Source organism: Zoogloea sp., assembly GCF_041914405.1.
Taxonomy (GTDB): domain Bacteria; phylum Pseudomonadota; class Gammaproteobacteria; order Burkholderiales; family Rhodocyclaceae; genus Zoogloea.
The window spans coordinates 108,422-132,649 of record NZ_JAYSDK010000002.1 but is presented as its reverse complement, the minus strand read 5'-3'; the positions used below and the strand labels follow the sequence as shown (position 1 = coordinate 132,649).

Annotated in this window: 17 protein-coding genes and 1 pseudogene; 14 read left to right on the top strand and 4 right to left on the bottom strand. The window is 64.5% G+C overall.

Going from position 1 to position 24,228, the window contains the following annotated elements:
* Positions 1-94: 94 nt before the first annotated feature.
* Positions 95-766, bottom strand: coding sequence for a Crp/Fnr family transcriptional regulator (locus tag ACE3RX_RS01780; protein ID WP_079437520.1), 672 nt, complete (start codon positions 764-766; stop codon positions 95-97).
* A 215-nt stretch (positions 767-981) separates the two neighbouring features.
* Here ACE3RX_RS01780 and trxB point away from each other — a divergent pair, with 215 nt between their 5' ends.
* From trxB to ACE3RX_RS01740, 8 genes and pseudogenes are all read left to right on the top strand, one after another.
* Positions 982-1,941: a thioredoxin-disulfide reductase gene (trxB, locus tag ACE3RX_RS01775; RefSeq protein ID WP_374479669.1), complete on the top strand. Its 960-nt coding sequence runs from the start codon at positions 982-984 to the stop codon at positions 1,939-1,941.
* Positions 1,942-2,014: 73 nt separating this feature from the next.
* Positions 2,015-3,016 (top strand): Smr/MutS family protein, encoded by a 1,002-nt coding sequence (locus ACE3RX_RS01770; protein WP_374479666.1) that lies wholly within the window; start codon positions 2,015-2,017, stop codon positions 3,014-3,016.
* A 289-nt stretch (positions 3,017-3,305) separates the two neighbouring features.
* Positions 3,306-5,249: a TAT-dependent nitrous-oxide reductase gene (gene nosZ, locus ACE3RX_RS01765; RefSeq protein WP_374479664.1), complete on the top strand. Its 1,944-nt coding sequence runs from the start codon at positions 3,306-3,308 to the stop codon at positions 5,247-5,249.
* A 269-nt stretch (positions 5,250-5,518) separates the two neighbouring features.
* Positions 5,519-7,699: a 4Fe-4S binding protein gene (locus tag ACE3RX_RS01760; RefSeq protein WP_374479662.1), complete on the top strand. Its 2,181-nt coding sequence runs from the start codon at positions 5,519-5,521 to the stop codon at positions 7,697-7,699.
* Positions 7,696-8,118, top strand: coding sequence for a transcription regulator (locus ACE3RX_RS01755; RefSeq protein ID WP_374479660.1), 423 nt, complete (start codon positions 7,696-7,698; stop codon positions 8,116-8,118). The genes ACE3RX_RS01760 and ACE3RX_RS01755 overlap by 4 nt, the downstream gene beginning before the upstream one ends.
* Positions 8,119-8,280: 162 nt before the next feature.
* Positions 8,281-8,895 (top strand): annotated as a pseudogene (locus tag ACE3RX_RS01750) (polysaccharide deacetylase family protein); the annotation flags it as partial.
* Positions 8,896-9,088: 193 nt separating this feature from the next.
* Positions 9,089-10,336 (top strand): putative glycoside hydrolase, encoded by a 1,248-nt coding sequence (locus tag ACE3RX_RS01745; protein WP_374479658.1) that lies wholly within the window; start codon positions 9,089-9,091, stop codon positions 10,334-10,336.
* A 116-nt stretch (positions 10,337-10,452) separates the two neighbouring features.
* Positions 10,453-12,771 (top strand): exo-beta-N-acetylmuramidase NamZ domain-containing protein, encoded by a 2,319-nt coding sequence (locus ACE3RX_RS01740; RefSeq protein ID WP_374479656.1) that lies wholly within the window; start codon positions 10,453-10,455, stop codon positions 12,769-12,771.
* 25 nt (positions 12,772-12,796) lie between these two features.
* Here the strand turns inward: ACE3RX_RS01740 and ACE3RX_RS01735 are convergent, their stop codons facing one another.
* Complete coding sequence (locus ACE3RX_RS01735) at positions 12,797-13,081, bottom strand: type II toxin-antitoxin system HicA family toxin (protein ID WP_374479654.1); 285 nt, start codon at positions 13,079-13,081, stop codon at positions 12,797-12,799.
* Between the two features lie 335 nt (positions 13,082-13,416).
* Here ACE3RX_RS01735 and ACE3RX_RS01730 point away from each other — a divergent pair, with 335 nt between their 5' ends.
* From ACE3RX_RS01730 to ACE3RX_RS01720, 3 genes are all read left to right on the top strand, one after another.
* The gene (locus ACE3RX_RS01730; protein ID WP_374479652.1) at positions 13,417-13,581 is read left to right on the top strand and encodes a hypothetical protein; all 165 of its coding nucleotides are present in this window, start codon (positions 13,417-13,419) and stop codon (positions 13,579-13,581) included.
* Positions 13,574-17,167, top strand: coding sequence for a PAS domain S-box protein (locus tag ACE3RX_RS01725; protein ID WP_374479650.1), 3,594 nt, complete (start codon positions 13,574-13,576; stop codon positions 17,165-17,167). Before ACE3RX_RS01730 ends, ACE3RX_RS01725 begins: the two co-directional genes overlap by 8 nt.
* 471 nt (positions 17,168-17,638) lie before the next feature.
* Positions 17,639-18,112: a universal stress protein gene (locus ACE3RX_RS01720; RefSeq protein ID WP_374479648.1), complete on the top strand. Its 474-nt coding sequence runs from the start codon at positions 17,639-17,641 to the stop codon at positions 18,110-18,112.
* A gap of 57 nt (positions 18,113-18,169) precedes the next feature.
* Here ACE3RX_RS01720 and ACE3RX_RS01715 read toward each other — a convergent pair whose 3' ends face one another.
* Together ACE3RX_RS01715 and ACE3RX_RS01710 are read right to left on the bottom strand one after the other, a co-directional pair.
* Positions 18,170-19,000 carry a hypothetical protein gene (locus ACE3RX_RS01715; protein WP_374479646.1) on the bottom strand — a complete coding sequence of 277 codons (831 nt, stop codon included), beginning with the start codon at positions 18,998-19,000 and terminating at the stop codon, positions 18,170-18,172.
* Between the two features lie 11 nt (positions 19,001-19,011).
* Positions 19,012-19,824, bottom strand: coding sequence for a hypothetical protein (locus tag ACE3RX_RS01710; protein ID WP_374479644.1), 813 nt, complete (start codon positions 19,822-19,824; stop codon positions 19,012-19,014).
* A 489-nt stretch (positions 19,825-20,313) separates the two neighbouring features.
* Between ACE3RX_RS01710 and ACE3RX_RS01705 the strand changes: the two genes are divergently transcribed.
* The 3 genes from ACE3RX_RS01705 (at position 20,314) to ACE3RX_RS01695 (ending at position 24,164) form a co-directional block, all read left to right on the top strand.
* Positions 20,314-21,228: a S1/P1 nuclease gene (locus ACE3RX_RS01705; RefSeq protein ID WP_374479642.1), complete on the top strand. Its 915-nt coding sequence runs from the start codon at positions 20,314-20,316 to the stop codon at positions 21,226-21,228.
* Positions 21,229-21,412: 184 nt separating this feature from the next.
* Complete coding sequence (locus ACE3RX_RS01700) at positions 21,413-23,062, top strand: flavin-containing monooxygenase (RefSeq protein ID WP_374479640.1); 1,650 nt, start codon at positions 21,413-21,415, stop codon at positions 23,060-23,062.
* A gap of 43 nt (positions 23,063-23,105) precedes the next feature.
* Complete coding sequence (locus ACE3RX_RS01695; protein ID WP_374479638.1) at positions 23,106-24,164, top strand: alpha/beta fold hydrolase; 1,059 nt, start codon at positions 23,106-23,108, stop codon at positions 24,162-24,164.
* The last annotated feature ends 64 nt before the right edge of the window (positions 24,165-24,228 follow it).

Here is a 24,228-nt window from a genome sequence, read left to right as displayed (position 1 = left end):
GCGGCTCGTCACCGCGCTTTGATTATAAACCAGGGTCTCTGGTCGTCCCTTCCCTGTCCGTTTGCGAATACGTAAGGAAGGATTTCCTGACCAGTCACAAGTCGTAGATCTTCTCTCGCAGGATCACGCCACCATCGGTCTCCTCGATCAGACCACGCAGCCCAAGATCCTTCATGACCCGGCTGACCATCTCGCGGGAGGCCCCGATCATTTTGGCGATATCCTGCTTGGAGATTTTCTTCTTGACCACCTTCACGCCGTCGATCTCCTCAGACATCTCGAGAAGCAGGCGCGCCACCCGGCCATAGACATCCATCAGCGCGAGGCTTTCGATCTTGCGGTCGGCATCGCGCAGACGGCGGGTGAGGTTGCACATGACGTGCCAGGACAGCTCGAAGTTATCCTGCATCAGGCGCTTGAAATCCGTCTTGGCGATGGTCACCAGGTCGGACGGCGCCACCGCCACCACCGACGCGGAACGGGGGCTGTCGTCCAGCACCCCCATCTCGCCAAACATTTCGCCCTGCCCCAGGATGGTCAGGATCACTTCGCGACCATCCTCGTCGCTGACCATCACCTTAAGGTTGCCGGTCAGCACGAAGTACACGAAATCGGTGCGGTCGCCCTCATGAACCACCGCGGCTCCCCGTGGTACGCGCCGCATCATCGCCACGCGTGCCACAGTTGCCAGCCGGTCGTCGCTCAGGCCCTGGAAGATCGGGAAGGTCCTCAGGGCAATGGTGGACACGGAGCTGGTGACGGTCATAAAGCCTCTCCTCGGCGGGGCGCTAACTAATTTTTCGGCGACGTGACTAAATTGTCGTTCAACTACTGCAATTAAGTATAAATCAAACTGACGTCATATCACGCTCGGCGGTGATGCCAATCACCGCCTGCCTACCCACAAATCCCGACGCGGGCGGGAACCTCGGGCTTTATAATCGGTCTTCCTCGCCTCACAGACAAGAAAGACCCACGAAGATGGCTACCCGACACATCAAGCTCCTGATCCTCGGCTCCGGCCCAGCCGGCTACAGTGCCGCAGTCTATGCAGCCCGCGCCAACCTGAACCCTGTGCTGATCACCGGCATTGCCCAAGGCGGCCAGCTGATGACCACCACTGAAGTGGATAACTGGCCCGCCGACGCGGATGGGGTGCAGGGCCCGGAGCTGATGGCCCGTTTCGAGAAGCACGCGCTGCGCTTCAACACCGAAATGATCTTCGACCACATCCACACCACCCATCTGGCGGAAAAGCCGATCCGCCTGGTCGGCGATGCGGGCGAGTACACCTGTGACGCGCTGATCGTCGCCACCGGCGCCAGCGCACAGTACCTCGGCCTGCCGTCCGAGGAGGCCTTCTCCGGCAAGGGCGTGTCGGCCTGCGCCACCTGTGACGGCTTCTTCTACCGCAACCAGGAAGTCGCCGTGGTCGGCGGCGGCAACACCGCCGTCGAGGAGGCGCTGTACCTGGCCAACATCGCCAGCAAGGTCACCCTCGTGCACCGCCGCGACAAGTTCAAGGCTGAGCGCATCCTGGTGGACAAGGTTTATGAGAAGGTCGCAGCCGGCAAGATCGAGCTGGCCCTCGACTCCACGCTGGATGAAGTGCTGGGCGACAACACCGGCGTCACCGGTATGCGCATCAAGAGCGTCAAGACCGGCGAAACCCGCGACATCGCACTGAAGGGCGTGTTCATCGCCATCGGCCACAAGCCCAACACCGACATCTTCGAAGGCCAGCTGGAGATGGAGAACGGCTACATCGTCACCAAGGGCGGCCGCGAGGGCAATGCCACTGCCACCAGCGTGCCGGGCGTGTTCGCCGCCGGCGACGTGCAGGACCACATCTACCGCCAGGCCGTCACCAGTGCCGGCACCGGCTGCATGGCCGCGCTCGACGCCGAGCGCTACCTGGACAGCCTGGGCCTGGCCGGCTAATAACGCCGCAAGGGCACCCGAACGGACCGGGGCAACCCGGTCCGTTTCCATTTGATCCCCGCTTTTCACGATCATGTCCAAGGACAAGCGCCCCGCCGGGCTGGACGCCCTCAAGGCGATCCGGCACCAGGTACCGAACAGCACGCTGAAGACGGTCATTGCCCGTCCGGCCGCAGCACCGACACGCCCGGCGAAAGCGGAGTGCCCGCCCGAAGACGACGCGACTCTCTTCCGCAAGCAGGTCGGCGCACTGCAGCCCGTGCGCGGCCAGGATCGGGCCGAAATCGCCAAGCCCAAGCCCGCCCCCCGACCACGCCCACAGATCATCGAGCCGGAACCCGAGGCGCCTCGCCGCCATCGACGCATCGACGAGAACGACCCCTCAGCAGTGTTTCGCGCCGCCCTCGGCGACATCGCCCCGATCAAGGACTTCAACCGTGTTGACCTGAGCGGCCAGCGCCAGCAGGCCAATCCGCAGGTCAGGGCCCTTGATGGCTGGGAAGCCCCCGAAGCCGTGGTCGACGAGCGCGCATTACACGACCCCGCCGAACTGTTCCGCCACATCGCCGGCAAGGTGGCTCCGCTGAAGGACAAGAATCTCGCCGCGGTAGACAAACCAACGCCCGCCCCGCTACCCCGCAAGCGCGAGGAAGACGAGCGGGAGGTCCTGCGCGAAGCACTGGAAACCCCGCTGAGCTTCGAAGACCGCCTCGACATGGGCGACGAAGCCGCCTACCTGCGGGTCGGCCTGCCGCGCCGGATCCTCACGGACCTGCGCCGCGGACGCTGGGTCGTGCAAGGCGAGCTGGACCTGCACGGCCTGACCCGCGACGAAGCCCGCGCGGCGCTGGCCCACTTCATCGCCCAGGCCCTGCTGCAGGGTCGCCGCTGCCTGCGGGTGATCCACGGCAAGGGCCACGGCTCGCCGGGCCGGATACCCGTCCTCAAGCACCTGTCCCGCGGCTGGCTGGCGCAGCGGGAAGACATCCTCGCCTTCTGCCAGGCCCGCCCTCACGACGGTGGCGACGGCGCGCTGCTGGTACTACTGCAGGCAGGCGGTTCTCCGCGCGGCTAACCCTACGCCGGCGCGGCCCTCCGCCCGCCAGAATTTTCACCTTATATTTCAGTATCTTCTAATACTCCCCCGTGAATCCGGCCATTTGGTCAGGTTCACGGGCCGGTCTTTGGCGATTCTTGCCCGCGGTCAATTTTTTTCCGCGTCCGCCCCCCTACAGTGCGCTGCGACAGATTGCCGCAGGGGCAGAGCGTCGCAGCCCGCACCTCTCCCCGCTTCGTCTGGACATGCAGCCCGCATTCCGCGGCCCGCTCGCACTCAGCTTAGGGACATACGGAGACCACCAACAATGAGTATCGAAGACATCAAGCACGACGACGCCAGCACTGTTCCGGCGCGCCGCCGGTTCCTGAACTCCGCCGCCCTCGCCGGCCTGGCCGGTGCCGGCCTGTCCGTCGGGCTGTCCGCCTGCAAGCAGGAGGCCTCCGCCCCGGCCGGCACGCCGGCTGCCGCTCCGGCCGCCCACGGCGCTGGCGAATACGGCAAGTACGAAGTGCCCCCCGGCCAGCTCGATGAGTACTATTCCTTCTCCAGCGGCGGCCACTCCGGCGAAGTGCGCATCTACGGCATGCCCTCCGGCCGCCTGTTCAAGCGCATCCCGGTCTTCAACATGGACTGCCTGGTCGGCTGGGGGATCACCAACGAATCCAAGGCCATCATCGGCACCAAGCCGGACGGCAGCCTCAAGTACCACACCGGCGACACCCACCACGTTCACCAGTCCTACACGGACGGCATGTACGACGGTAAATACATGTTCGTGAACGACAAGATCCATGGCCGCCTGGCCCGTATCCGCATGGATACGATGGAAACCGACAAGATCATCGAACTGCCGAACATCCAGGGCTTCCACGGCACTTTCCCTGACAAGCGCGATCCGGTGGACGAGAAGATCAACCACACCACCCGCGTGTTCTGCGGCGCCGAGTTCTCCATTCCGTTGCCCAATGACGGCAACGGCATGAACGACCCGACCAAGTACCACTCCCTGTTCACCTGCGTGGACGCAGAGTCCATGGAAGTGCGCTGGCAAGCCCTGATCGACGGCAACTGCGACCTCGTCGCAACCTCCTTCGACGGCAAGCTGGCTGCCACCAACCAGTACAACACCGAGATGGGCGCCCACTATCAGGACATGATGTCCTCCGAGCGCGACGCCTGCCTGTTCTTCAACGTCGCCCGCATCGAGGACGCGGTGAAGGCCGGCAAGACCCGGACCTACGGCAGCTCCAAGGTGCCCGTGGTGGACTGCACCAAGGCCGCCAACCAGGACCCGAAGACCGCCCTCACCTGCTACGTGCCGATCCCCAAGAACCCCCACGGCGTCAATGCCAGCCCGGACGGTAAGTATTTCGTGTGTTCCGGCAAGCTGTCGCCGACGGCCACCGTCATTCAGCTCGATCTGGTGCTGAAGTGGTTCGATGGCGACCTGAAGGATGCCCGCGACGCGGTGGTTGCTGAACCGGAAATCGGCCTCGGCCCCCTGCACACCGGCTTCGACAACAAGGGCAATGCCTACACCACCCTGTTCCTCGATAGCCAGATCGTGAAGTGGAACGTGGAAGCGGCCATCCAGTCCTTCAAGGGCGACAAGAACGCCAAGGTCGTGGTCGACCGCGTGGACGTGCAATACCAACCGGGCCACGGCTTCACCTCGATGGGCGAAACCAAGGCGCCGGACGGCAAGTACTTCCTGTCCGACAACAAGTTCTCCAAGGACCGCTTCCTGCCCGTTGGTCCGCTTCATCCGGAAACCGCCCAGCTCATCGACATCAGCGGCGACAAGATGAAGGTGGTGGCCGACCACGCCGTGTATTCCGAGCCGCACGACTCCATCATCGTCAAGCGTGATCTGATCAAGACCCGTCAGGTATACAACCTGGACGACTTCCCCAACGCGATCAAGGATCCGAAGGAATCTGGCGTCGAGCGCAAGGGCAACAAGGTCACGGTCAAGATGGTGTCCCAGGCACCGGCCTTCAGCCTGCCGGAATTCACCGTCAAGAAGGGCGACGAAGTCACCATCATCCTCACCAACCTGGACAAGGTCGAAGACTTGACCCACGGCTTTGCGATTCCGAAGTACGACATCAACTTCATCGTGAATCCGCTGGAAACCAAGTCCGTCACCTTCAAGGCTGACAAGCCGGGCGTGTACTGGTGCTACTGCACGAACTTCTGCCACGCCCTGCACCTCGAAATGCGCAGCCGCATGATCGTGGAGAAGTAAGCTCTTCTCCAGCAAACCGTTCCTTATCGAAGAAGCAACTTGGGGAGACGTCCGCGTCTCCCCTTTTTTTGCCAGCGGGCTGTGGCTGTGGGGGCGAATTCATTCGCCCTCTTCACGTCGTTCAAGCGCCGCGGGCGAATGAATTCGCCCCCACAGGTCATCACACCGTCCCCCTGCGTCAGTGCACCAGGGCAAATTGACTCAGCTTAAGGCGCCCGCCGCCACACATCCTCACAATCTGCCGACATCCTGATCGATCGGAGTCACCGATGTTCGCCCTGCGTGCCCTGCGCCGCCTTCTCCCTGCCCTGGCCGGACTCGTCCTTGCCAGCGCAGCCCATGCTGACACCTACGAGGTCAAGCTTCCGCCCGAACTGGGCACCTCGCCGAAGATGTGCGACTACGCGCCGTGCGCGGAAGTCATGCCCGGCGCCACCAGTTTCTCGGAACGCAAAGGCCAGCCGCCCTTCGTCGAAGCCTACAAGGATGAAGGCGGCCAGAAGAAGCTCCTCGGCTATGTGATGCTGTCCACCGACATTACCGACACCCCGGCCTACTCCGGCAAGCCGGTAGTGACGCTGATCGGCATGGACACCGCCGGCAAGTTCGTCGGCGTAAAGATCCTCAAGCACTCCGAGCCGATCCTGCTGCTCGGCATTCCCGAATCCCTGCTGATCAAGTTCAACAATCAGTACCTGGGCAAGTTCGTCGGCGACAACATCGAGATCGGCAAGTCTCGCCCCGACGAGAACATCATCGGCCTCGACGCGATCACCGGCGCCACCGTCACCGTCATCGCCCAGAACCAGGTGATGATGACCTCCGGCACCACGGTTGCAAAACAGGTCGGCATCCTGAAACCGGTGATCCGCCCGCAGGCCAAGTTTCCGCCCGCCTCGGGCACGCCGTCGTGGAGCGATCTTGTTGCCGACGGCAGCGTACAGCGCCTCACCGTGAAGCCCGAGGAAGTCGGCCTGAAGGGCGACGGCCCGTATATGGATTTGTGGTTCGGCTACCTCAACCAGCCGACCATCGGCCAGGCCATCCTCGGCAAGGACGGCTACGCCAGCCTGATGAGCCGCCTGAAGGACGGCGAGCACGCCATCTTCATCATCAAGCCCGCCGGCATGGATTCCTTCAAAGGCTCCGGCTTCGTGCGCGGTGGCATCTACGACCGCGTGCAGGTGCGCCAGGACAAGGACGCCTTCACCTTCCGCGACCTGGACTACGTCAACCTATGGAGCGTCGCCGCCCCCGGCGCCCCGGCCTTCAGCGAATCAGCGATCTTCATTATCCGCGGCAAGGGCTTCTCCGCTGCCTATCCGTGGCGGCTGGTCTTCCTCGGCAACAAGATCGACAAGGAAACCTCCGCCAAGACCTTCGCCAACTTCGACAAGGAATACTGGCTGGCCGACAAATACGTGGAGGGCGGCCGCCCAGTGGTGGTCAAACCGGACCCGACCTGGCTGAAGGTGTGGAAGGAACGCGCCGTCGAAATCGCCGGTTTCATCGTCTTCCTGCTCGCCATCTCCGCCGCCTATGCCAGCCGCGACAAGCTGGTGCGGCGCGCCAACCGCCAGCGCCGCTGGCCAGTCAATGCGTTCAAGTACACGGGCTGGGTGATCTCCATCGGCTTCGTCGGCTTCTCGGCCATGGCCCAGCCGTCCATCACCCAGGTGCTCACCTGGTTCCACAGCCTGCTGTTCCAGTGGAAGTGGGAGCTGTTCCTGTCCGACCCGCTGATCTTCGTGTTCTGGGTCTTCATCATCGTCACTGTCTTCATCTGGGGACGCGGTTTCTTCTGCGGCTGGCTGTGCCCCTTCGGCTCCCTGTCGGAACTGCTGTTCCGCCTCGGCCGGCTGGTCGGTCTCAAGCGCTTCCAGTTCCAGTTGCCCAAGCCCCTGCACGACAAGCTCAAGTGGGTGAAGTACGTGGTCTTCTTCGGGCTGCTGGCGGTGTCCTTCTTCAGCATGGGCCTGGCCGAGAAGCTCGCCGAGGTGGAGCCCTTCAAGACCACCTTCCTGGTCGGCATCACCAACCGCAGCTGGCCCTACAGCCTGTTCGCGGCCGGCCTGCTGGGCCTGTCGATCTTCATCGAGCGGCCGTTCTGCAAGTACCTGTGTCCCCTCGGGGCCTCGCTGGCGATGCCGACCACCTTCCGCTGGTTCGGCCTCAAGCGCAAGGACGAATGCACCTCGTGCAAGGCCTGCGCCAAGGGCTGTGGCTCCCAGGCCATCGACGCCAAGGGCAACATCGACCAGCGTGAATGCATGCTGTGCCTCGACTGCATGGTGCTCTACTACGACGACCACGCCTGCCCGCCGCTGGCCCAGGAGCGCAAGCGCCGCACCAAAGCCGGCCAGCCGCTCACCCCGATCAACGGCAAGGGCTACTTCATCCCCATCCATCAAGTGCCGGTCGAACCGAAGAAGGAAGGAGCCACGGCATGACCATCGCCGACCGCAACGAACTACGCCAGCCCGCCTACGGCGAAGCCCACGGCCTGCCCTGGCTCGTCGCGGAGGTCCGCGACCACCTGTGGCCCTGGGCCGGCAAGGGCCAGCCGGCCCGCAAGGCGATTCAGGGTGCCGGCTTCGCGCTGGCCATCGCCGCCACGCTGGCCTGGGTGATGGCAGCCCTCGGCCGCCTGGAAGCTGGCGCCATCATCGGCTGGTGGTTTGGCTGGAGCGTCTTCGAGGTGCTGGTCCGCCTCGACGCCAAGCCCTACGTGAAGGAAGGCCCCTGGTGGGGCCGCCTGTACCGCCGCGCGACGACCATGGACATGATCTGCTACGTGAGCTTCAAGAACCTGCTGATCGGCGCCGTACTGTTCATCGCGCTGAAGACATCGGGCGTGCTGATCGTGTAAGCCCCGTGTCGAATTTGACAGCCGGACTGAGCCCCATCCTCAGTCCGGCCGCATTGGGACTATCCTGAAAGAAAAAGTCCGTGTTTCATGCGCGGGCGAACGAATTCGCCCCGACTCAGGAGCTGAACAGCGGCAGCACTTGACGATGGCAGAGCCGTCGAAATGGATGTCCGAGGGAACGCATCGATAATGAGTCTTTGCCTGCAGATGCTGCGGGCAGGACTCATCGTTGTCGCCGTACTCTTCAGCGGGTCGGCACATGCGGCGCCGTCTTCCGCCGCCATCCTCGTCTATCACCGCTTCGGCCCGCAGGTGGCCGACAGCATGACGACCCGCACCGAGGTTTTCGTCGCTCAGCTCGCCGAACTCCGGCGAGCCGGTTACACCATCGTCCCCCTCACCACCATCGTTGATGGCCTGGCCGGCCGTGTGTCGCTGCCACCCAAGGCGGCCGCCATCACTGTCGACGACGGACACCGCACGGTTTACACCGACTTGCTGCCGATCATCCGCCGGGAGCACCTGCCCGTCACGCTCTTCATCTACCCGTCGGCCATCTCCAACGCCAGTTATGCAATGACCTGGGAGCAACTGCAGGAGCTGCTCGCCACCGGCAGCGTGAGCATCCAGTCGCACACCTGGTGGCACCCGGACTTCCGGATCGAGCGGCGGCGGCTGGACCCCGCAGCCTACCGGCAGTTCGTCCGCAAGCAGCTCGACACCCCCCGTCAGATTCTGCAGAGCCGGCTCGGCGTCGATGCGGTCTACCTTGCCTGGCCCTTCGGTATCGTGGATGCCGAACTGGAAGATGCCGCCAGGGCCGCCGGCTACCGGGCGGCCTTCACCCTCGGCGAGCGCCGCGCCACCGCCCTTGATTCGCCGCTGGCCTTGCCGCGCTACCTGATCGTCGACCGGAGCGGCGTCAGCGGGCTGCTCCACAACCTGAAGGTTCTGCAAGCGGAGCACGACCATGAAAAGCATCTGCAAGTACGCACTGATCGTCCTCGCCCTGCTGCTCCTCGCTACCGAGGTTCAGGCGTGTACCGGTCTGGTCATCGATGCAGGCAGCGGCAAACCCCTGGCCGGGGCGCTGGTCACCCGCGGCAAGGATGTGCTGACCACGGGAGCCGACGGCCGCTACGCCTTTCCCGGCACCTGCGCCACGGTGGCTGCCCGCGCCATCGGCTACAGTCGTGCATCGGTCATGCCCCCCGACGGGGAGTCTGCACCGACGATGCGGCTTGCCACCATCCGCCCCAAAGCCCTGTACCTGTCCTTCTGGGGCATCGGTCACCAAGGCCTGCGCGACGCCGCCCTCGACCTGATCGAACGCACCGAACTCAATGCCCTGGTGATCGACGTTAAGGGCGACCGGGGTGGCATCCCCTACCCAACCACCGTCGCGATGGCCGACGCCGTCGGCGCGCGCCACACGACGACCGTCGCGGACATGGGCAAGCTGCTCGCCCAGCTTCGGGAAAAGCACATCTACCTGATCGCCCGCATCGTCGTCTTCAAGGACGACCCCTTCGCCAAGGCCCATCCTGAATGGGCTGTCCGGACCGCTGGCGGTGCGCTCTTCCACGACCGGGAAGAACTGGCCTGGATCGACCCCTCGCGCCAGGAGGCCTGGAACTACAGCCTGGATCTGGCAGTGGACGCGGCCCGCCTGGGCTTCGACGAGATCCAGTTCGATTACGTGCGTTTTCCCGATACGCCGGGGCTGGTCTTCTCCGTCGCCAACACGGAGGCCAATCGCATTGCGGCCATTTCCGGCTTCCTGGCAGCAGCCCGACAGCGCCTCCTGCCGTACAACGTCTTCGTGGCGGCCGATATCTTCGGCTATGTGTTCTGGAACACCAACGACACCCAGATCGGACAGAAGCTCGAAGTGCTGATCAACCGCCTCGACTACCTGTCACCGATGCTCTATCCGTCAGGCTTCAAGTTCGGCATTCCGGGCTATCCGAACCCGGTCGCCAACCCTTACGAGATCGTCTACCTCACGCTCAAGCATGGTCTGGAGCGCAGCGGCATCGCCCCGTTGAGGCTGCGCCCCTGGATCCAGGGCTTCCGCGACTATGCCTTCGACCACCGCGCCTTCGACGGTCCGGAGATCCGCCAGCAAATCGACGCAGCGGAAAAGCTCGGCACCAACGGCTGGATGCTTTGGAATCCCCGCAACACCTACTCCGCCGACGGACTCGGCAAGAAATGAAGAAGCTCACGTCGCCACCTCACGGGCCGAGACTAAAAGCCCCTCGTCGTAGGGGCGAATTCATTCGCCCACGGACTTCGACTAAGCGACTGCGGGCGAATGAATTCGCCCGCACAATGCTTGGACGACTCTGGCTGCTGCTTGTGCTGACCCTGTCCTTAAGCGCCTTCGCCGGCCAACTCGACGAACGCCGGCTCAATGCGCTCATTACCCCCATCGTCGAGGCTGAGATCGCTGCCAGGCACATTCCCGGCGCGGTGGTGCTGGTCGGTGAAGGCAGGACGGTGGTCTACCGCCGTGCCTTCGGCCAGCGTGCACTGATACCGGCCCCCGAGCCGATGACCGTCGACACGGTCTTCGACCTGGCCTCCCTGACCAAGGCCGTCGCCACCGCGCCCGCCGTGCTGCAACTCGTCGAGCGCGGCCTGCTCAGCCTCGACGCCCCCGTCGCCCGTTACTGGCCCCGGTTCGCCGCCCAAGGCAAGGAGGCGATCACCGTCCGCCAACTGCTGTCCCACACTTCAGGACTGCCCGCCGGCCTGGACATACGCCATGCCCAGGGCCCGGAGGAGCTGCTGGCCCGCATCGCGGCGCTCAAGCCGGGCGGACGCGCGGGTGGCGACCCAGTGTACAGCGACGTCAATTTCATCGTGCTCGGCGAGCTTGTACGCCGCATCTCCGGCCTGCCCCTCGACGAATACAGCTGGCGTCGGCTGTTCCAGCCCCTCGGCATGCACGACACCGGTTTCCTGCCGCCGGCAGCCCGACTGCCACGCATCGCACCGACCACCTGGAGCGGCGGGGAGGTACGCCGTGGTGTCGTACACGACCCCCTCGCCGCCCGCCTCTGCGGCGTCGCCGGCAATGCGGGCCTGTTCGGCACCGCCGACGATCTCGGGCGCTTTGCCCACGCCGTACTCGACAACGATCCCATCCTGCTGAAGCCCGCCTCGCTCCGGGGCTTCTTCATCCCCCAGACCTACCCGGCCGCCTCGCCGCGCAGCCTGGGCTGGCGCCCACAGGCTCCGCTGGCCGCCAACCGGGCCGCGCTGCCGCCTTTCGGCGCCATCAGCCACCTGGGCTATACCGGCACCGGGCTGTGGATCGATCCCCTGTCCGGCGTCTATGTGGTGATCCTCAGCAATCGCGTGCATCCAGACGGCGGTGGAGACGCCGCACCGCTGCGGGCGCGGATCATCGATGCCGTCGCCGCATCCCTGCCGGCCTTGCCGGCGGAGCGCATCGCCTCGGCCTACCCCGAACTGGGCGAGCGGGTGGAACCCTACATCACCAAGGCCGTCCCGCAGCGGGTCAAGACCGGCATCGACGTGCTCGAAGCGGACGCCTTCGCGCCCCTGCGCGGCCTGCGCATCGGCCTGCTGACCAACCGTAGCGGCGTGGATGCCAGCGGGCGGCGGAGCATCGACGTGCTGGCCCGGGCCCCCGGGGCCACGCTTGCCGTCCTGTTCAGCCCCGAGCATGGACTCACCGCCGACCGGGAAGGCCGCATCCGCGACGACAGCGACAGCCTCAGCGGCCTGCCGGTGCGCAGCCTGTACGGCGCCACCCGGCGACCGACACCAACGATGCTCGACGGCCTCGACGCCGTCGTGGTGGACCTGCAAGACGCCGGCACCCGCTTCTACACCTACGCCAGCACCCTCGCCCACCTGATGGAGACCGCTGCCGCGCAGGGCGTGCGCGTCATCGTGCTGGACCGCCCCAACCCGCTGCGCGCCGACCGGGTTCAGGGCCCGCTGCTCGACGCGGAGCGCCGCGGCTTCACCGGCTACTGGCCGCTGCCGCTGCGCCACGGTCTGACCCTCGGCGAGTTCGCGCGCCTGTTCCGGGCCGAGGCCAAGGTGGACGTGCAGTTGCAGATCGTTCCGATGCAGGGCTACCGCCGCGACATGTGGTACGACGATACCGGCCTGCCCTGGCTGCCGCCGTCGCCCAACCTGACCAGCCTCGCTGCAGTGGAGCGCTATCCCGGCGTCGGCATCGTCGAGGGCGCCGAAGTATCGGTCGGCCGCGGCACACCGACGCCCTTTGAGGTGGTTGGCGCGCCGTGGATCGACGGTCCGCGGCTGGCGAACGAATTGAATGCCCTGCAACTACCCGGCGTGCGTTTTGGCGCCACGCGCTTCCAGCCGGCGGCAGGCCCTTATGCCGGGGAAAACTGCAATGGCGTCCGGATCATCGTCGATGACCGCGACGCCGTTGACATGCCGACCCTCGGCGTAGCCCTCGCCGCGAGCCTGCACCGCCTCGATCCCGGCCACTTCACGCTGGACCGGATCCTCGGCAACCTGGGCAGCCGTGCCACCCTCGAGGCAATCCGCGCCGGCACGCCGCCCGCCGCCATCGCCGCCGCCTGGCACGACGAACTGGCCACTTATCTCGCCCGCCGGGCGGCCTTCCTGCTTTACGAATAAGCCGGCGCGTACCGCGGCGAACAGCTCAGGACTTGCGCTCCAGCTCGTCGTAAGCCGACAAAGTAACCCCCGCACCGGCCAGCGCCTCGCGCAGGTGCTTGACCTCCTGCTTGGTGAACTCGTTGCCGTGGTGCGGGTGATGAATGAAGAACTCGTGCCGGTTGAGCACGATGCGGAAGCGCGCACCGTGATTCGGCTCGACGTCCGCCCCCAGGTGATTCAACAAGGACTCCACTTCACGCCACTGGATGTTGCTGCTGAGCGGGTCGCGGAAGATCGCCTCCAGCACGTTCCGATGCTTGTGACTCATGGTCTGCTCCTCCCGTTGTCAATAACGGCATTCTTGCACCATCACCGTGCCAATGGCAGCGCTGTGGCGCAGCAGACACACCAGCCAACAGACGGGAGGTGTCACTCTGCAAGGAATGAAGAGCAGCCGTGATGTAAATGACAAGCGTCACTGCCAACCCGGCGATAATGCGAAGCTTGGTCAGCCCAGCATGAACCGACAACAGACCATGAATATTTCCTCCGACCAACACCCAGAGCACTCCGCCCAATCGATGACGGCCGGTTCTCAACTAGTACGAAAAGGCCCTGCGCTTCGCCAAGGAAGCCGCGGAGAGTGCCCGCCGGGCCAAGAACATGTTCAGCACCAACTTCAGCCACGCGCTGCACACGCCGCTGAACGGGATCATCGGCATGACCGACATCGCGGACATCGAGGCCGAGCGGAGACAGCCCCACAACGCCCGCAACCAGCGACGACATACGCCCCGACTGAATTACCGCATTGACGACCATGCGTAGACTCCGCTTTCCCCGCCTCGGCATGCGGGTGTGGCTGCTTGTGCTGGCCACCCTCGGCGTGATCCCCTTCTTCCTGTTCTCCGTCTATACCGTCTTCGAAATGAATGCGGCCCGGCACAAGGCGATGGAGGTTGGCCTGCAGCAACGCACCGAGGCCGCCGCCAGCGCCGCCAATGAACGCCTGAAGATGGCCCTCGGCCAGCTCAACGGCATCGCCACCTCCGCCTCGGCACAAAACGGGGACCTGAAGGGCATTTACGATCACGCCAAACGGGTCATCAATCTGAACCCGGATGCCACCTCGATCACCTTGCTCGCCGCGGACGGGCACAGCCTGTTCTCCACCTCAAGCCCCTTCGACACCCCGGCACCACAGGTGGGCAGCCACGCGGATGTGGAACGCGTGTTCGCAACCGGCAAGCCCGTCGTCTCTGGCGCGCTGAAGAACCCAGCCTCCGGCCGCTTTGAAATTGCCCTGAGCGTGCCGGTCATCCTGAATGGCCGCCCCGTCTCATGCCTGCGCATGAATCTCGCCGCGGAATCCTTCAACCGGCTCCTCGTCGACCAGCGTTTCCCCGGAGACTGGACCGGCGTCATCGTCGATGAACAAGGTCTGGTGCTGGCCCGCTCCCGGGTTCCAGACGAATTCATCGGCAAGAGGATCTCACCTACCGTGCAGCGGGCCCTGGACGAAGGCCAGCATGGCGTCTTCGAGGCCTCCACGCTGGACGGCGTGCGGGTCAACACCACGGTCACCTATGTGTCGGACTGGGGCTGGCGGGTCATCGTCGGCGCCCCGGTGGACGCGCTCAACCCCACCTTCTACAACCCGTTGCGCAAGCTGCTGCTGGTCGGCCTCGGCTGTGCCGCCTTCGGGGCGCTTGGCGCCCTGTGGCTCGCCCGTACCCTGACCCGGCAGATTGCCATGCTTGCCGAAGTTCCGCGTGCATTGCAGCGGGGCGACGCCGTTCCCGCCCCCCGGACCTTCGTGCGCGAACTCCACGACATGCACGCCAGCCTGATCGAAGTGGAACAACGCGAGCAGCGCATGAGCATCGATCTGCTGAACGCCACGGTACGCCATGAAGAGCTGGCCGACATCCTCGACAACGCCGGGGTCGGCATCTCGCTGATCAAGGACCGGCGGATCCTGTGGGCCAACCGGAAGATGGGGGAGATCTTCGGCTACACGCCCGCCGAAATGGAGAACCAGCCGACGCGCCTGTTCTACCGGAACGACGAGGACTACACCGGACTCGGCGAGACATCCTATCCGGCACTGGCCCAGGGGCAGCAACACACGCTGGAACTTCGCATGCACCACCGCAACGGAACGCCCCTGTGGATCAGGCTGTCCGGCCGGCCGCTGGTCGGCGCGCCGTCCGAACACGACAGCATCTGGATCCTCGAAGACATCAACGAGCAGCGCGCCAGTGACCAGGCACGCCAACGCCAGCTCGCCGGCCTGAAGGCCCTCAATGAACTGGGGGTCCTCCACTACGACGCCCTGGAAGAGGAGCTACGGGCCATGCTGCGGATCGGCGTCACCCAGTTCGGGCTCGACATCGGCATCATCAGCCGCATCGACGGAGACATCTACAAGGTGGTGTCCCAGGTCTCGCCGCCGGACACGCTGCAGGACGGCCAGGAATTCAGTCTCCCCGACACCTGCTGTGACATCACGCTGAGCCGCGGCGACGGCGTGCTGGCCATTCCCCACATGGGCAGCTCACCCCATGCCGACCACCCCTGCTACGAGGCCTTCAAACTCGAGGCCTATATCGGCGCCCCGGTCCATGTCGCCGGACGACTGTATGGAACGGTGAACTTCAGCTCACCGTCACCTTACGGACGGGAGTTCGACGAGCGGGACGAGGAGTTCATGCTGCTCATCAGCCGCTGGATCGGTGCCGCCATCGAAAGGCGCCAGGCTCAGGAACAGGTCGCAGAGACCGACGAGAAGCTCCGGGGCCTGTTCACGATGGCGCCGGTCGGCATTGCGCTGACCGACATGAATGGCCACTTCCTCGAGTTCAACGAAGCCTTCCGGCACATCTCCGGCTATTCGGAACCCGAACTGAAGGCCATCGACTACTGGGACCTGACGCCCGAGAAATACCGTGCCGCCGAAATGCAGCAGCTGGAATCCCTCGAGCGCACCGGCCAGTACGGCCCCTACGAAAAGGAATACCGGCGCAAGGACGGCAGCCTGGTCTCCATCCGGCTGAACGGCGTCACCATCAAGAGCGCCGACGGGAGCCGCTTCATCTGGTCCTTGGTCGAGGACATCACCGATGAAGTCCAGCGCGACGCCGAACTCACCCGCCACCGCGAACACCTGGAAGAGCTCGTCGCCGAGCGCACCACCGCGCTGTCCATCGCCAAGGAAGCGGCCGAGGCCGCCAGCCGCGCCAAGAGCACCTTCCTGAGCAACATGAGCCACGAAATCCGCACCCCGATGAACGCCATCATCGGCTTCTCCCACATGCTCGCCCGCAGCAGCCTGAACCCTGTCCAGCGCCACCGGGTCGACCGGATCTCGACCGCCGCCAACCACCTGCTAGGACTGCTCAACGACATCCTCGACCTATCGAAGATCGAAGCCGAGCGCCTGACCCTCGAAGCCATGCCCGGCAACCTGGCCAGCGTCCTGCATACCGTCGAGGACCTTCTCAGCGACAAGGCCACGGAAAAAGCCTTGCGCTTCGAGCTGTCCATCGATCCGGAACTCGAAGGCCTGACGCTGATCTTCGATCCCTTGCGTCTGCAGCAGGTGCTGATCAACCTGATCGGCAACGGGATCAAGTTCACAGAGCAAGGGGCTGTAACGGTATCGGTCACGGTCGAGGACCAGACCCCCGCCGATCTCTGCGTCAGCTTTCAGGTCGTCGATAGCGGCATCGGCATCGCCGCCGACCAGCTTCCACGCCTGCTCTCCCCCTTCGAGCAGGCGGACGGTTCGACCACCCGCAAATACGGCGGATCCGGCCTCGGGCTGTCGATCACCCGGCAACTGATCCAGCTGATGGGTGGCCAACTGGAAGTGGACAGCAGCATCGGCACCGGCAGCCGCTTCGCCTTCTCGCTCCGCCTCGCCCGCTCCCATGCCGGCACCGCCCCGCTCCCCGCACAAGCCGCCCACCGGGAAGCCCAATCCGCGGAGCCGCGCGCCGCCGACGGACTCCGCGGGGCGCACGTCCTGCTGGTCGAAGACGATCTGGTGAATCAGGAGATCACCCGCGAACTGCTGTGCGACGCGGGGATCAACGTCGAGGTTGCGGACGACGGCCGCATCGCGCTCGACATGGCCCACGGCACCCGCTACGACCTGATCCTGATGGACATGCAGATGCCCAACATGGACGGCCTGAGCGCCTCGCGGGCCTTGCGTCACTTCGATCTGCACCGGCATACGCCCATCGTGGCGCTGACTGCCAACGCCTTCGCCGAAGACCGGCAGAGCTGCCTGGAGGCGGGAATGAACGATTACCTCAGCAAGCCATTCAATCCCGTCGATTTTTACCGGGTTCTCCAGAAGTGGCTGCATCCGGCACCACAGACCGGCCTGTCGCCCTCTCCTCCCTGAAGCGCGCCGGTTTGCCCGGCGCCTTCCCCGCAGCCTCAGAGCGTTCTGACCTGATCCGCCTTCACAGTGACGTGCAGCCCGTCAACCTGATCGAACAAGGCTGTCGGCACCTCGTAGAAGAACTGGTTTTCGTACCGGCACGCCGCGTAAGGCAGGAAGGCAGAGGTCTGCGGCCCCCCAGTTGCGTCAGGCTCAGGCCCTTGGGCTTGGCAAGCGCCAGATCGATGTATGTCGTGTTATCGGCCAATGTGGGCACGATGCAGGTCTCCATGGAAGATCTGCGACAAGAACGGGGCTTTTCCCCGTGCATGTACCAATCACGCAGGTTCGATACCACGGGATTCGGGCTTACCCAAGCCGCAACGTAAGTCCATATCCCGGCGCTAATAGTGCACATCAGCTTCCGACGCAGCCGCGATGCCGCAAAGCCCCTAGACTCGGGCGCACACAACAAAGCTCCAGGAGGCAGACATGGCTTACCAGATCAAATCGATCCTCTACGCGTCGGACCTGACCCCGCGCTCCCCGGCAGTCTTCCGCCACGCGGTGGGACTGGCCTCCAAGTTCGAAGCCAAGCTCCACGCAATGACCGTTTCCCTACCGGCCACGGGCTTGCCGTACATGGAATTCATGTCCGAAGAGAAATTCGACCAGATGCGAGCCGCCGGCCAGAGCAAGGACGAGGATCTGCTGCGCCAGCGCATCGCGGTCTTCAGCGAAGCCCATCCGGAAATGGACGTGGCCAACGTACTGACCAGCATCCGCGCCGTCGAGGGCGATCCGGCCCGCTGCATCCTCGACATGGCCAAGCACGTTCTCGCCGACATGATCGTCATGGGCTCCCGCGGCCATAGTGCCATTGGCGAGCTCATCCTCGGCTCCGTCGCCCACAAGGTGACGATGAAGGCCGATGTACCGGTCATCCTCGTGCCGATCGACCGCTGAAAACAAACGCGCCTCCTCCAGCCTGGCGCTGGAGGAGGCGCACTGGCCGGTCTGCGCTTACAGAGGGCGCAGGCCGGTATGGACGACCGTCCCCACGTGCTCGCCGCGCAGCGCGGCAGTGAGCCGGCCCGGCACCAGGCCATTGACGATTTGCACCCGCTCCAGGTGGCGGGCGTTGGCCATCACCTCGAGCAGTGCCCGGTCGAAAGGCAGGGTTTCCTGCGTGGCGAGCTCGGCAGCGCTCGTCTCACGCAGCAGTTCAGCCTGTGCCCCGTCGGCCCCGTTCGGATCGGCGGTGTAGACACCATCCACGTCCTCCACGATGGTCAGCCCCGCCGCACCGAGGGCATCGGCCAGCAGGAAGGCGCCGGTGTCGGCACGGTGCACCGGAATACGCGAACCCGGGAACTCGTGGTGGTGATACGGGGGGAACGCGCTGCCCACTACCGCACGAGCGGCGGCCAAGTGGATCGCCAGCTGGCTCGCAATGGTCGGGTGCTCCACGTAGGACACCCCTTCCGGTGCAAGCAGCGAGGCCAGGATGTGGCCGTTCTGCCCCGCCTCGCTGGCCGCCAGGGGTGCCAGGGAACCGACCGGCAGGCCCAGGTCGAGGCCGACGCCATACAGGTGGCGGGCACGGATGCCAGCGCCGGTGAGAATCAGCAGACGGTGCTCGGGTAGCACCTTGCGCAGTTCCTCGACGATCGGCAGGATCGCCTCGGCGCCGCGGTCCATGATCGCGCGGCCGCCGATCTTGACGACCTGCAGCCACGGCAGCAGGCGGATCGGGCGAACACCCGCGACGGGACGGACGAGATCGCCGTCGAGAAGGGTCTGACGCGCCAGCGGCGAGGCCAGGTGTTTGGTGGTATTGGTGGTTTCAGCCATGGCGGTGGTTCTCAGCTCGCGGTGATGAGGGTGCCGACGTGCTCGCCTGCGAGCGCGCGGGTCAGATTGCCGGGGACGAGGCCGTTCACAACCTGCACCTGGCGGACGTAGCGGGCGTCCTTCAGCAGGTCGAGGACCGGGAACTCGAGGATCGAATCGTGCAGCCTGGCCGCCTTCATCTCGTCGACCGAGATCTTCGGAATGAACTTGGCGTCCTTCGAGGTCTTCGGATTGGCGGTGTACAGGCCGTCCTCGTCCTTCACGTAAATCATCGACTTGCAGCCGAACTGCTCGGCCACCAGGAAACAACCCGCATCGGTACGGTACGGCGGAATCACACCCTCGACCCCCGGACGGATCCACAGCTTGTACGGCGGCATGCCGCTGAAGACGACGCCATGCACCTCGGCAAGGAACAGTGGCACCGCCGACATGCCGGCGCTATCGACCATCGAGATACCGTGCTGAGCCAAGAGCTGCCCCAGCATCGCCGCGTTCTGGTCCGCCACCGAAGCACCCAGCTGCGCCAGAACGCCAGCCGGCAGGTTGAGCCCCGCGGCGATCGAATAAAGGTGGCGCGCACGCGTGCCGGCACCCGTACCGATCAGCAGCTTGTGGGCCTTGCGGGCCGCGACAATCTCCTCTACCAACGGATACACCGCGGAGCGGCCGCGGTCGATCACGCTCTGGCCACCGATCTTGATTACCGTTGCATCCGGCAGGATGCGGAATTCCGGCGCCTGGTCCGCCGCCGCTAGAAGCTGCGCGTCGGTCAGCGAGCGCTGCATGAGGAGTTCTTCAAGCTCCGCTGTCGTATTGCTCATAGGGATCCTTTCAAAATGGGAAAAGCACTTTCAGACGCATTCGAAATAAAACAGAAAACTATGGAGATGAACCGGAGAATTTACGAATGGCGCAGAAGCGCTCCAGATGAAAAGGATAGGAATAGCGCTGTATAGATTCAACCGTACAGCATGAATAACGATTTAATTTCAAAAAACCGCACCAAACAGATGCGCCCCCGAAAAACAATTCCCCATAAAAGAGCATCACCGCTCTTTATAGCAATGACAGCAGCGTTGATGGAAAACCATATCTTTATGTTTACCAGAGTTATCCCCACACTTACAAATACCTTCAATTTAAAGCCGCAAACAGAAAAGCCATTCAGCACAAGACCAAAAAAGCCGTGAAATAAAGGCGCGAATCCATTCTTTTAGTGAATCGAAACGACACCAGCAGTACCTACAGCGCCCCCTCACCAACGGACAATCCGGTCCATAATGCGCAGGCCCGCATCATGGAGACCGCAGATGAAACCCGCCCATCTCGCCTTATCCGGCCTTGCCGCGCTGTTGTTTGCCGTCTCTACTGCAGCCCACGCCTGGGGCGCCGCCGGGCACAGAACCGTCGGCGCCATTGCCGACGCCCTGCTCACCGACAAAGCCCGGGCGCAGGTCAGCACGCTGCTTGCCGACGACCTGCTGGCCGACGGTCATACGGCTTCGGGGCGCAACACCCTCGCTGCTGTCTCCGTCTGGGCTGATGAAATCCGCTCGACAGCCGCCAACCGCCCGTCATGGCATTACATCGACATCACCGCCTGTGACGCCTCCGTGCCGGACTGCCCCCAGCAGCAATGTGCGCCAGGCAGGATCAGGCAGCTGAGCGACGTGTTCAGCGACACAAGCCGCCCGGCCCGCGAGCGCGCCGAAGCCCTCAAATGGATCGTCCATCTCGTCGGTGACCTGCATCAGCCGCTGCATGCGGCCAGCAATGTCTACGCCGATGACGTCACCGACCAGCACGGCAGCCACACGGACCGGGGCGGCAATAACGTCCAGGTCGCCCTGTCCGGCACCACCACAAAGGGCGCGCGCAACCTGCACGGAGTTTGGGACAAGGAGTTCGTCAACCTGGCCTTCGGCGTTGCCGTCAGCAACCAGCAGCAGGCTCCGGCACCAGTGCTGAAGCGCCTGCTCCAGTCCGCCCGAAGGCTGGACGTCGACACGCTCGCCTTCGCGCCGGAAGCCTGGGCGCTGGAGAGCAACCACCTCGCCCGCAACCGCGCCTACCGCTTCAACGGATTCGCCTGTTACGAGCCGGTGGACGCGCTCATCGTCCTGTCGCCGACCTACATTTCCAATGCCAGAACGGTGGTGCGCCAGCAACTTCCCCTCGCGGGTGCGCGGCTGGCGAATCTCCTCAACACGGTATTGGGACGCTGATCACGCCCTTTCCCGTTTTGTTCAAAACAACGCCAAGGATCGACAAGAAAGCCCAGGCCCATCGCTCATAGATTTGTCTCCAGCACGCAAGGACTCCGCCCCACGCAGAGCCGGCGTGCCGCCTCCCGGGCCGGTACAGGGCCGGTGGCCATTTCCACAACGACAAGGCAATGGAGACAAGAAAATGAGTACGCAAGACACCCCGCAGAGCGTCATTAGCCCTCAACCCCAAGCCGAACATCTCGACGCGTTGGTGATCGGCGCCGGCGTCGCCGGCCTGTACCAGCTGCATCGCCTGCGCGAGATGGGCCTCAAGGTGCGCGCCTATGAAACCGGCAGTGGCGTCGGCGGCACCTGGTACTGGAACCGCTACCCCGGAGCCCGCTTCGACTCCCAGGCCGAGATCTACCAATACTGGTTCTCCGAAGAGCTGTACAAGTCGTGGCAGCCGTCCGAACGCTTCCCCGCCCAACCGGAGACCGAGCGCTGGCTCAACCACGTGGCCGACACGCTCGATCTGAAGAAGGACATCCAGTTTGGCACCCGCATCGCCTCGGCCCATTTCGACGAGGCCGCGGACCTGTGGCGCATCACCACAGCCGCTGGAGAAACGATCACTGCCCAGTACCTGCTCGCCTGCTGCGGCATGCTGTCGGCCCCCATCGTCGACCGCTTCCCCGGCCAATCCAGCTTCAAGGGCGAGGTACTCATCACCGGCCTGTGGCCGAAGGAGCCGGTGGATCTGAAGGGCAAGCGGGTCGCCGTGGTCGGCACCGGCGCCACCGGCATCCAGGTGATCCAGACCATCGCGCCGGAAGTCGGCTCGATGAAGGTTTTCGTGCGCACACCGCAGTACATCATCCCGATGCAGAACCCCAAGTACTCGGCGCAGGACTGGCAGAAATGGGGCGAGCGCTTCCATGAAACCAAGCAGCGCGTACGCAGCACCTTCGCTGGCTTCGACTACGACTTCGACGCTGGCCCATGGGACGAGAAAACGCCCGAGGAACGCACCGCCATCCTCGAGCGCAACTGGAACGACGGCTCCCTGGCCCTGTGGCTGGCCTCCTTCCCCGAGATGTTCTTCGACGAGGCCGTCAGCGAGGAAGTGTCGAAGTTCGTGCGCGCCAAGATGCGCGACCGCCTGCAGCACCGGGCCGACCTGTGCGAGCTGCTGATCCCGCAGGACTACGGCTTCGGCACCCACCGCGTACCGCTGGAGAACAAGTATCTGGAAGTGTTCCTGCAGCCCAACGTGGAAGGCGTGGACTGCCGCAAGGCGCCCATCGAGCGCATCGTGCCGGAAGGCATCCAGACCGCCGACGGCAAAGTGCACGAAGTGGACGTGATCATCCTGGCCCTCGGCTTCGACGCCGGCTCCGGCGCACTGAGCCGCATCGACATCCGCGGCCGCGGCGGGCGCTCCCTCAAGGAACAATGGAGCCGGGAAATCCGCAGCTCCATGGGCCTGCAGGTGCATGGCTACCCCAACCTGTTCACCACCGGTGCCCCCCTCGCGCCCTCCGCCGCCCTGTGCAACATGACGACCTGCCTGCAGCAACAGGTGGACTGGATCACCGACTGCATCGCCTACGCCCGCAAGCACGGCAAGCAGGTCGTCGAAGCCACCCAGGATTTCGAGGACGCCTGGGTGCAGCACCATGACGAAACCGCTGCCGCCACCCTCGTCGTCAAGACCGACTCCTGGTACATGGGCTCCAACGTCGAAGGCAAGCCGCGCCGGCTCATCTCCTACATCGGCGGCGTCGGCAACTACAACCGCCAGTGCGACGAACTCGCCAGCAAGGGCTACCCCGGCTTCGCGATGCGCTGAGCCACGCCACACCACGCCAACGATCCCAGGAGGAGACAAGACCATGAACACCTACTACAGCCAGGACGTCCACGGCCCCTTCAAGCTCATCGACATCGGCCGCCTCGAACTCGAAGAAGGCGGCGTGCTCGAAGACTGCACGCTGGCCGTGGCTACCCACGGCCAGCTCAACGAAGCGCGGGACAACGCCATCCTCGTGCCGACCTGGTACTCCGGCACCAGCAAGATCATGGAGCAGGTCTACATCGGCCCCGGCCACGCCCTCGACCCCGAGCGCTACTTCATCATCGTCGTCAATCAGATCGGCAGCGGCCTGTCCCTGTCGCCCAGCAACGCGCCGGCCGACATCGCCGGGCCGCGCTTCCCACGCGTGCGCATCGGCGACGACGTGCGTGCCCAGCACCGGCTGCTCACCCAGCATTTCGGCATCGAACGGCTGGCACTGGTGGTCGGCGGCTCGATGGGCGCCCAGCAGACCTACGAATGGGCGGTGCGCTACCCCGAGATGGTCGAGCGGGCCGCCCCCATTGCCGGCACAGCGCGCAACACCGAGCACGACTTCGTATTTGCCGACACGCTGATGGAAGCCATCACCACCGATCCCGGATTTCGCGATGGCGGCTACACATCCCCAGCCGACCTAGCCGCCGGCCTGCGCCGGCACGCCAAGCTATGGACGGTGATGGGCTGGAGCACCGAGTTCTTCCGCTGTGGCCGCCACCGGGTGCTCGGCTTCGACGACATGCAGAGCTTCATCGAGCAGTTCATGAACGGCTACTTTGGCCCGATGGACCCGAACAACCTGCTGTGCATGGCCTGGAAGTGGCAGCGCGGCGACGTGAGCCGCCACACCGGCGGCAATCTCGCCGACGCCCTCGGCCGCATCAAGGCCAAGACCTTCGTGATGCCAATCAGCCACGACATGTTCTTCCCGCCGACCGACTGCCTGGCGGAGCAGCAACTCATCCCGGGCAGCGAGTTCCGGCCGCTGAACAGCATCGACGGCCACCTCGCCCTGTTCGGCACCGACGCAAACTGTATTGCTGAAGTAGACAGCCATTTGAAGGAACTGCTGTCGCAACTGATCACCTCCGGAAGGTGATGCCCGGGCGGCCCTGACAGGCTGCAAGCGCAGGCGCCCCTCGTTCTGCAGGGCGCGCCTTTCG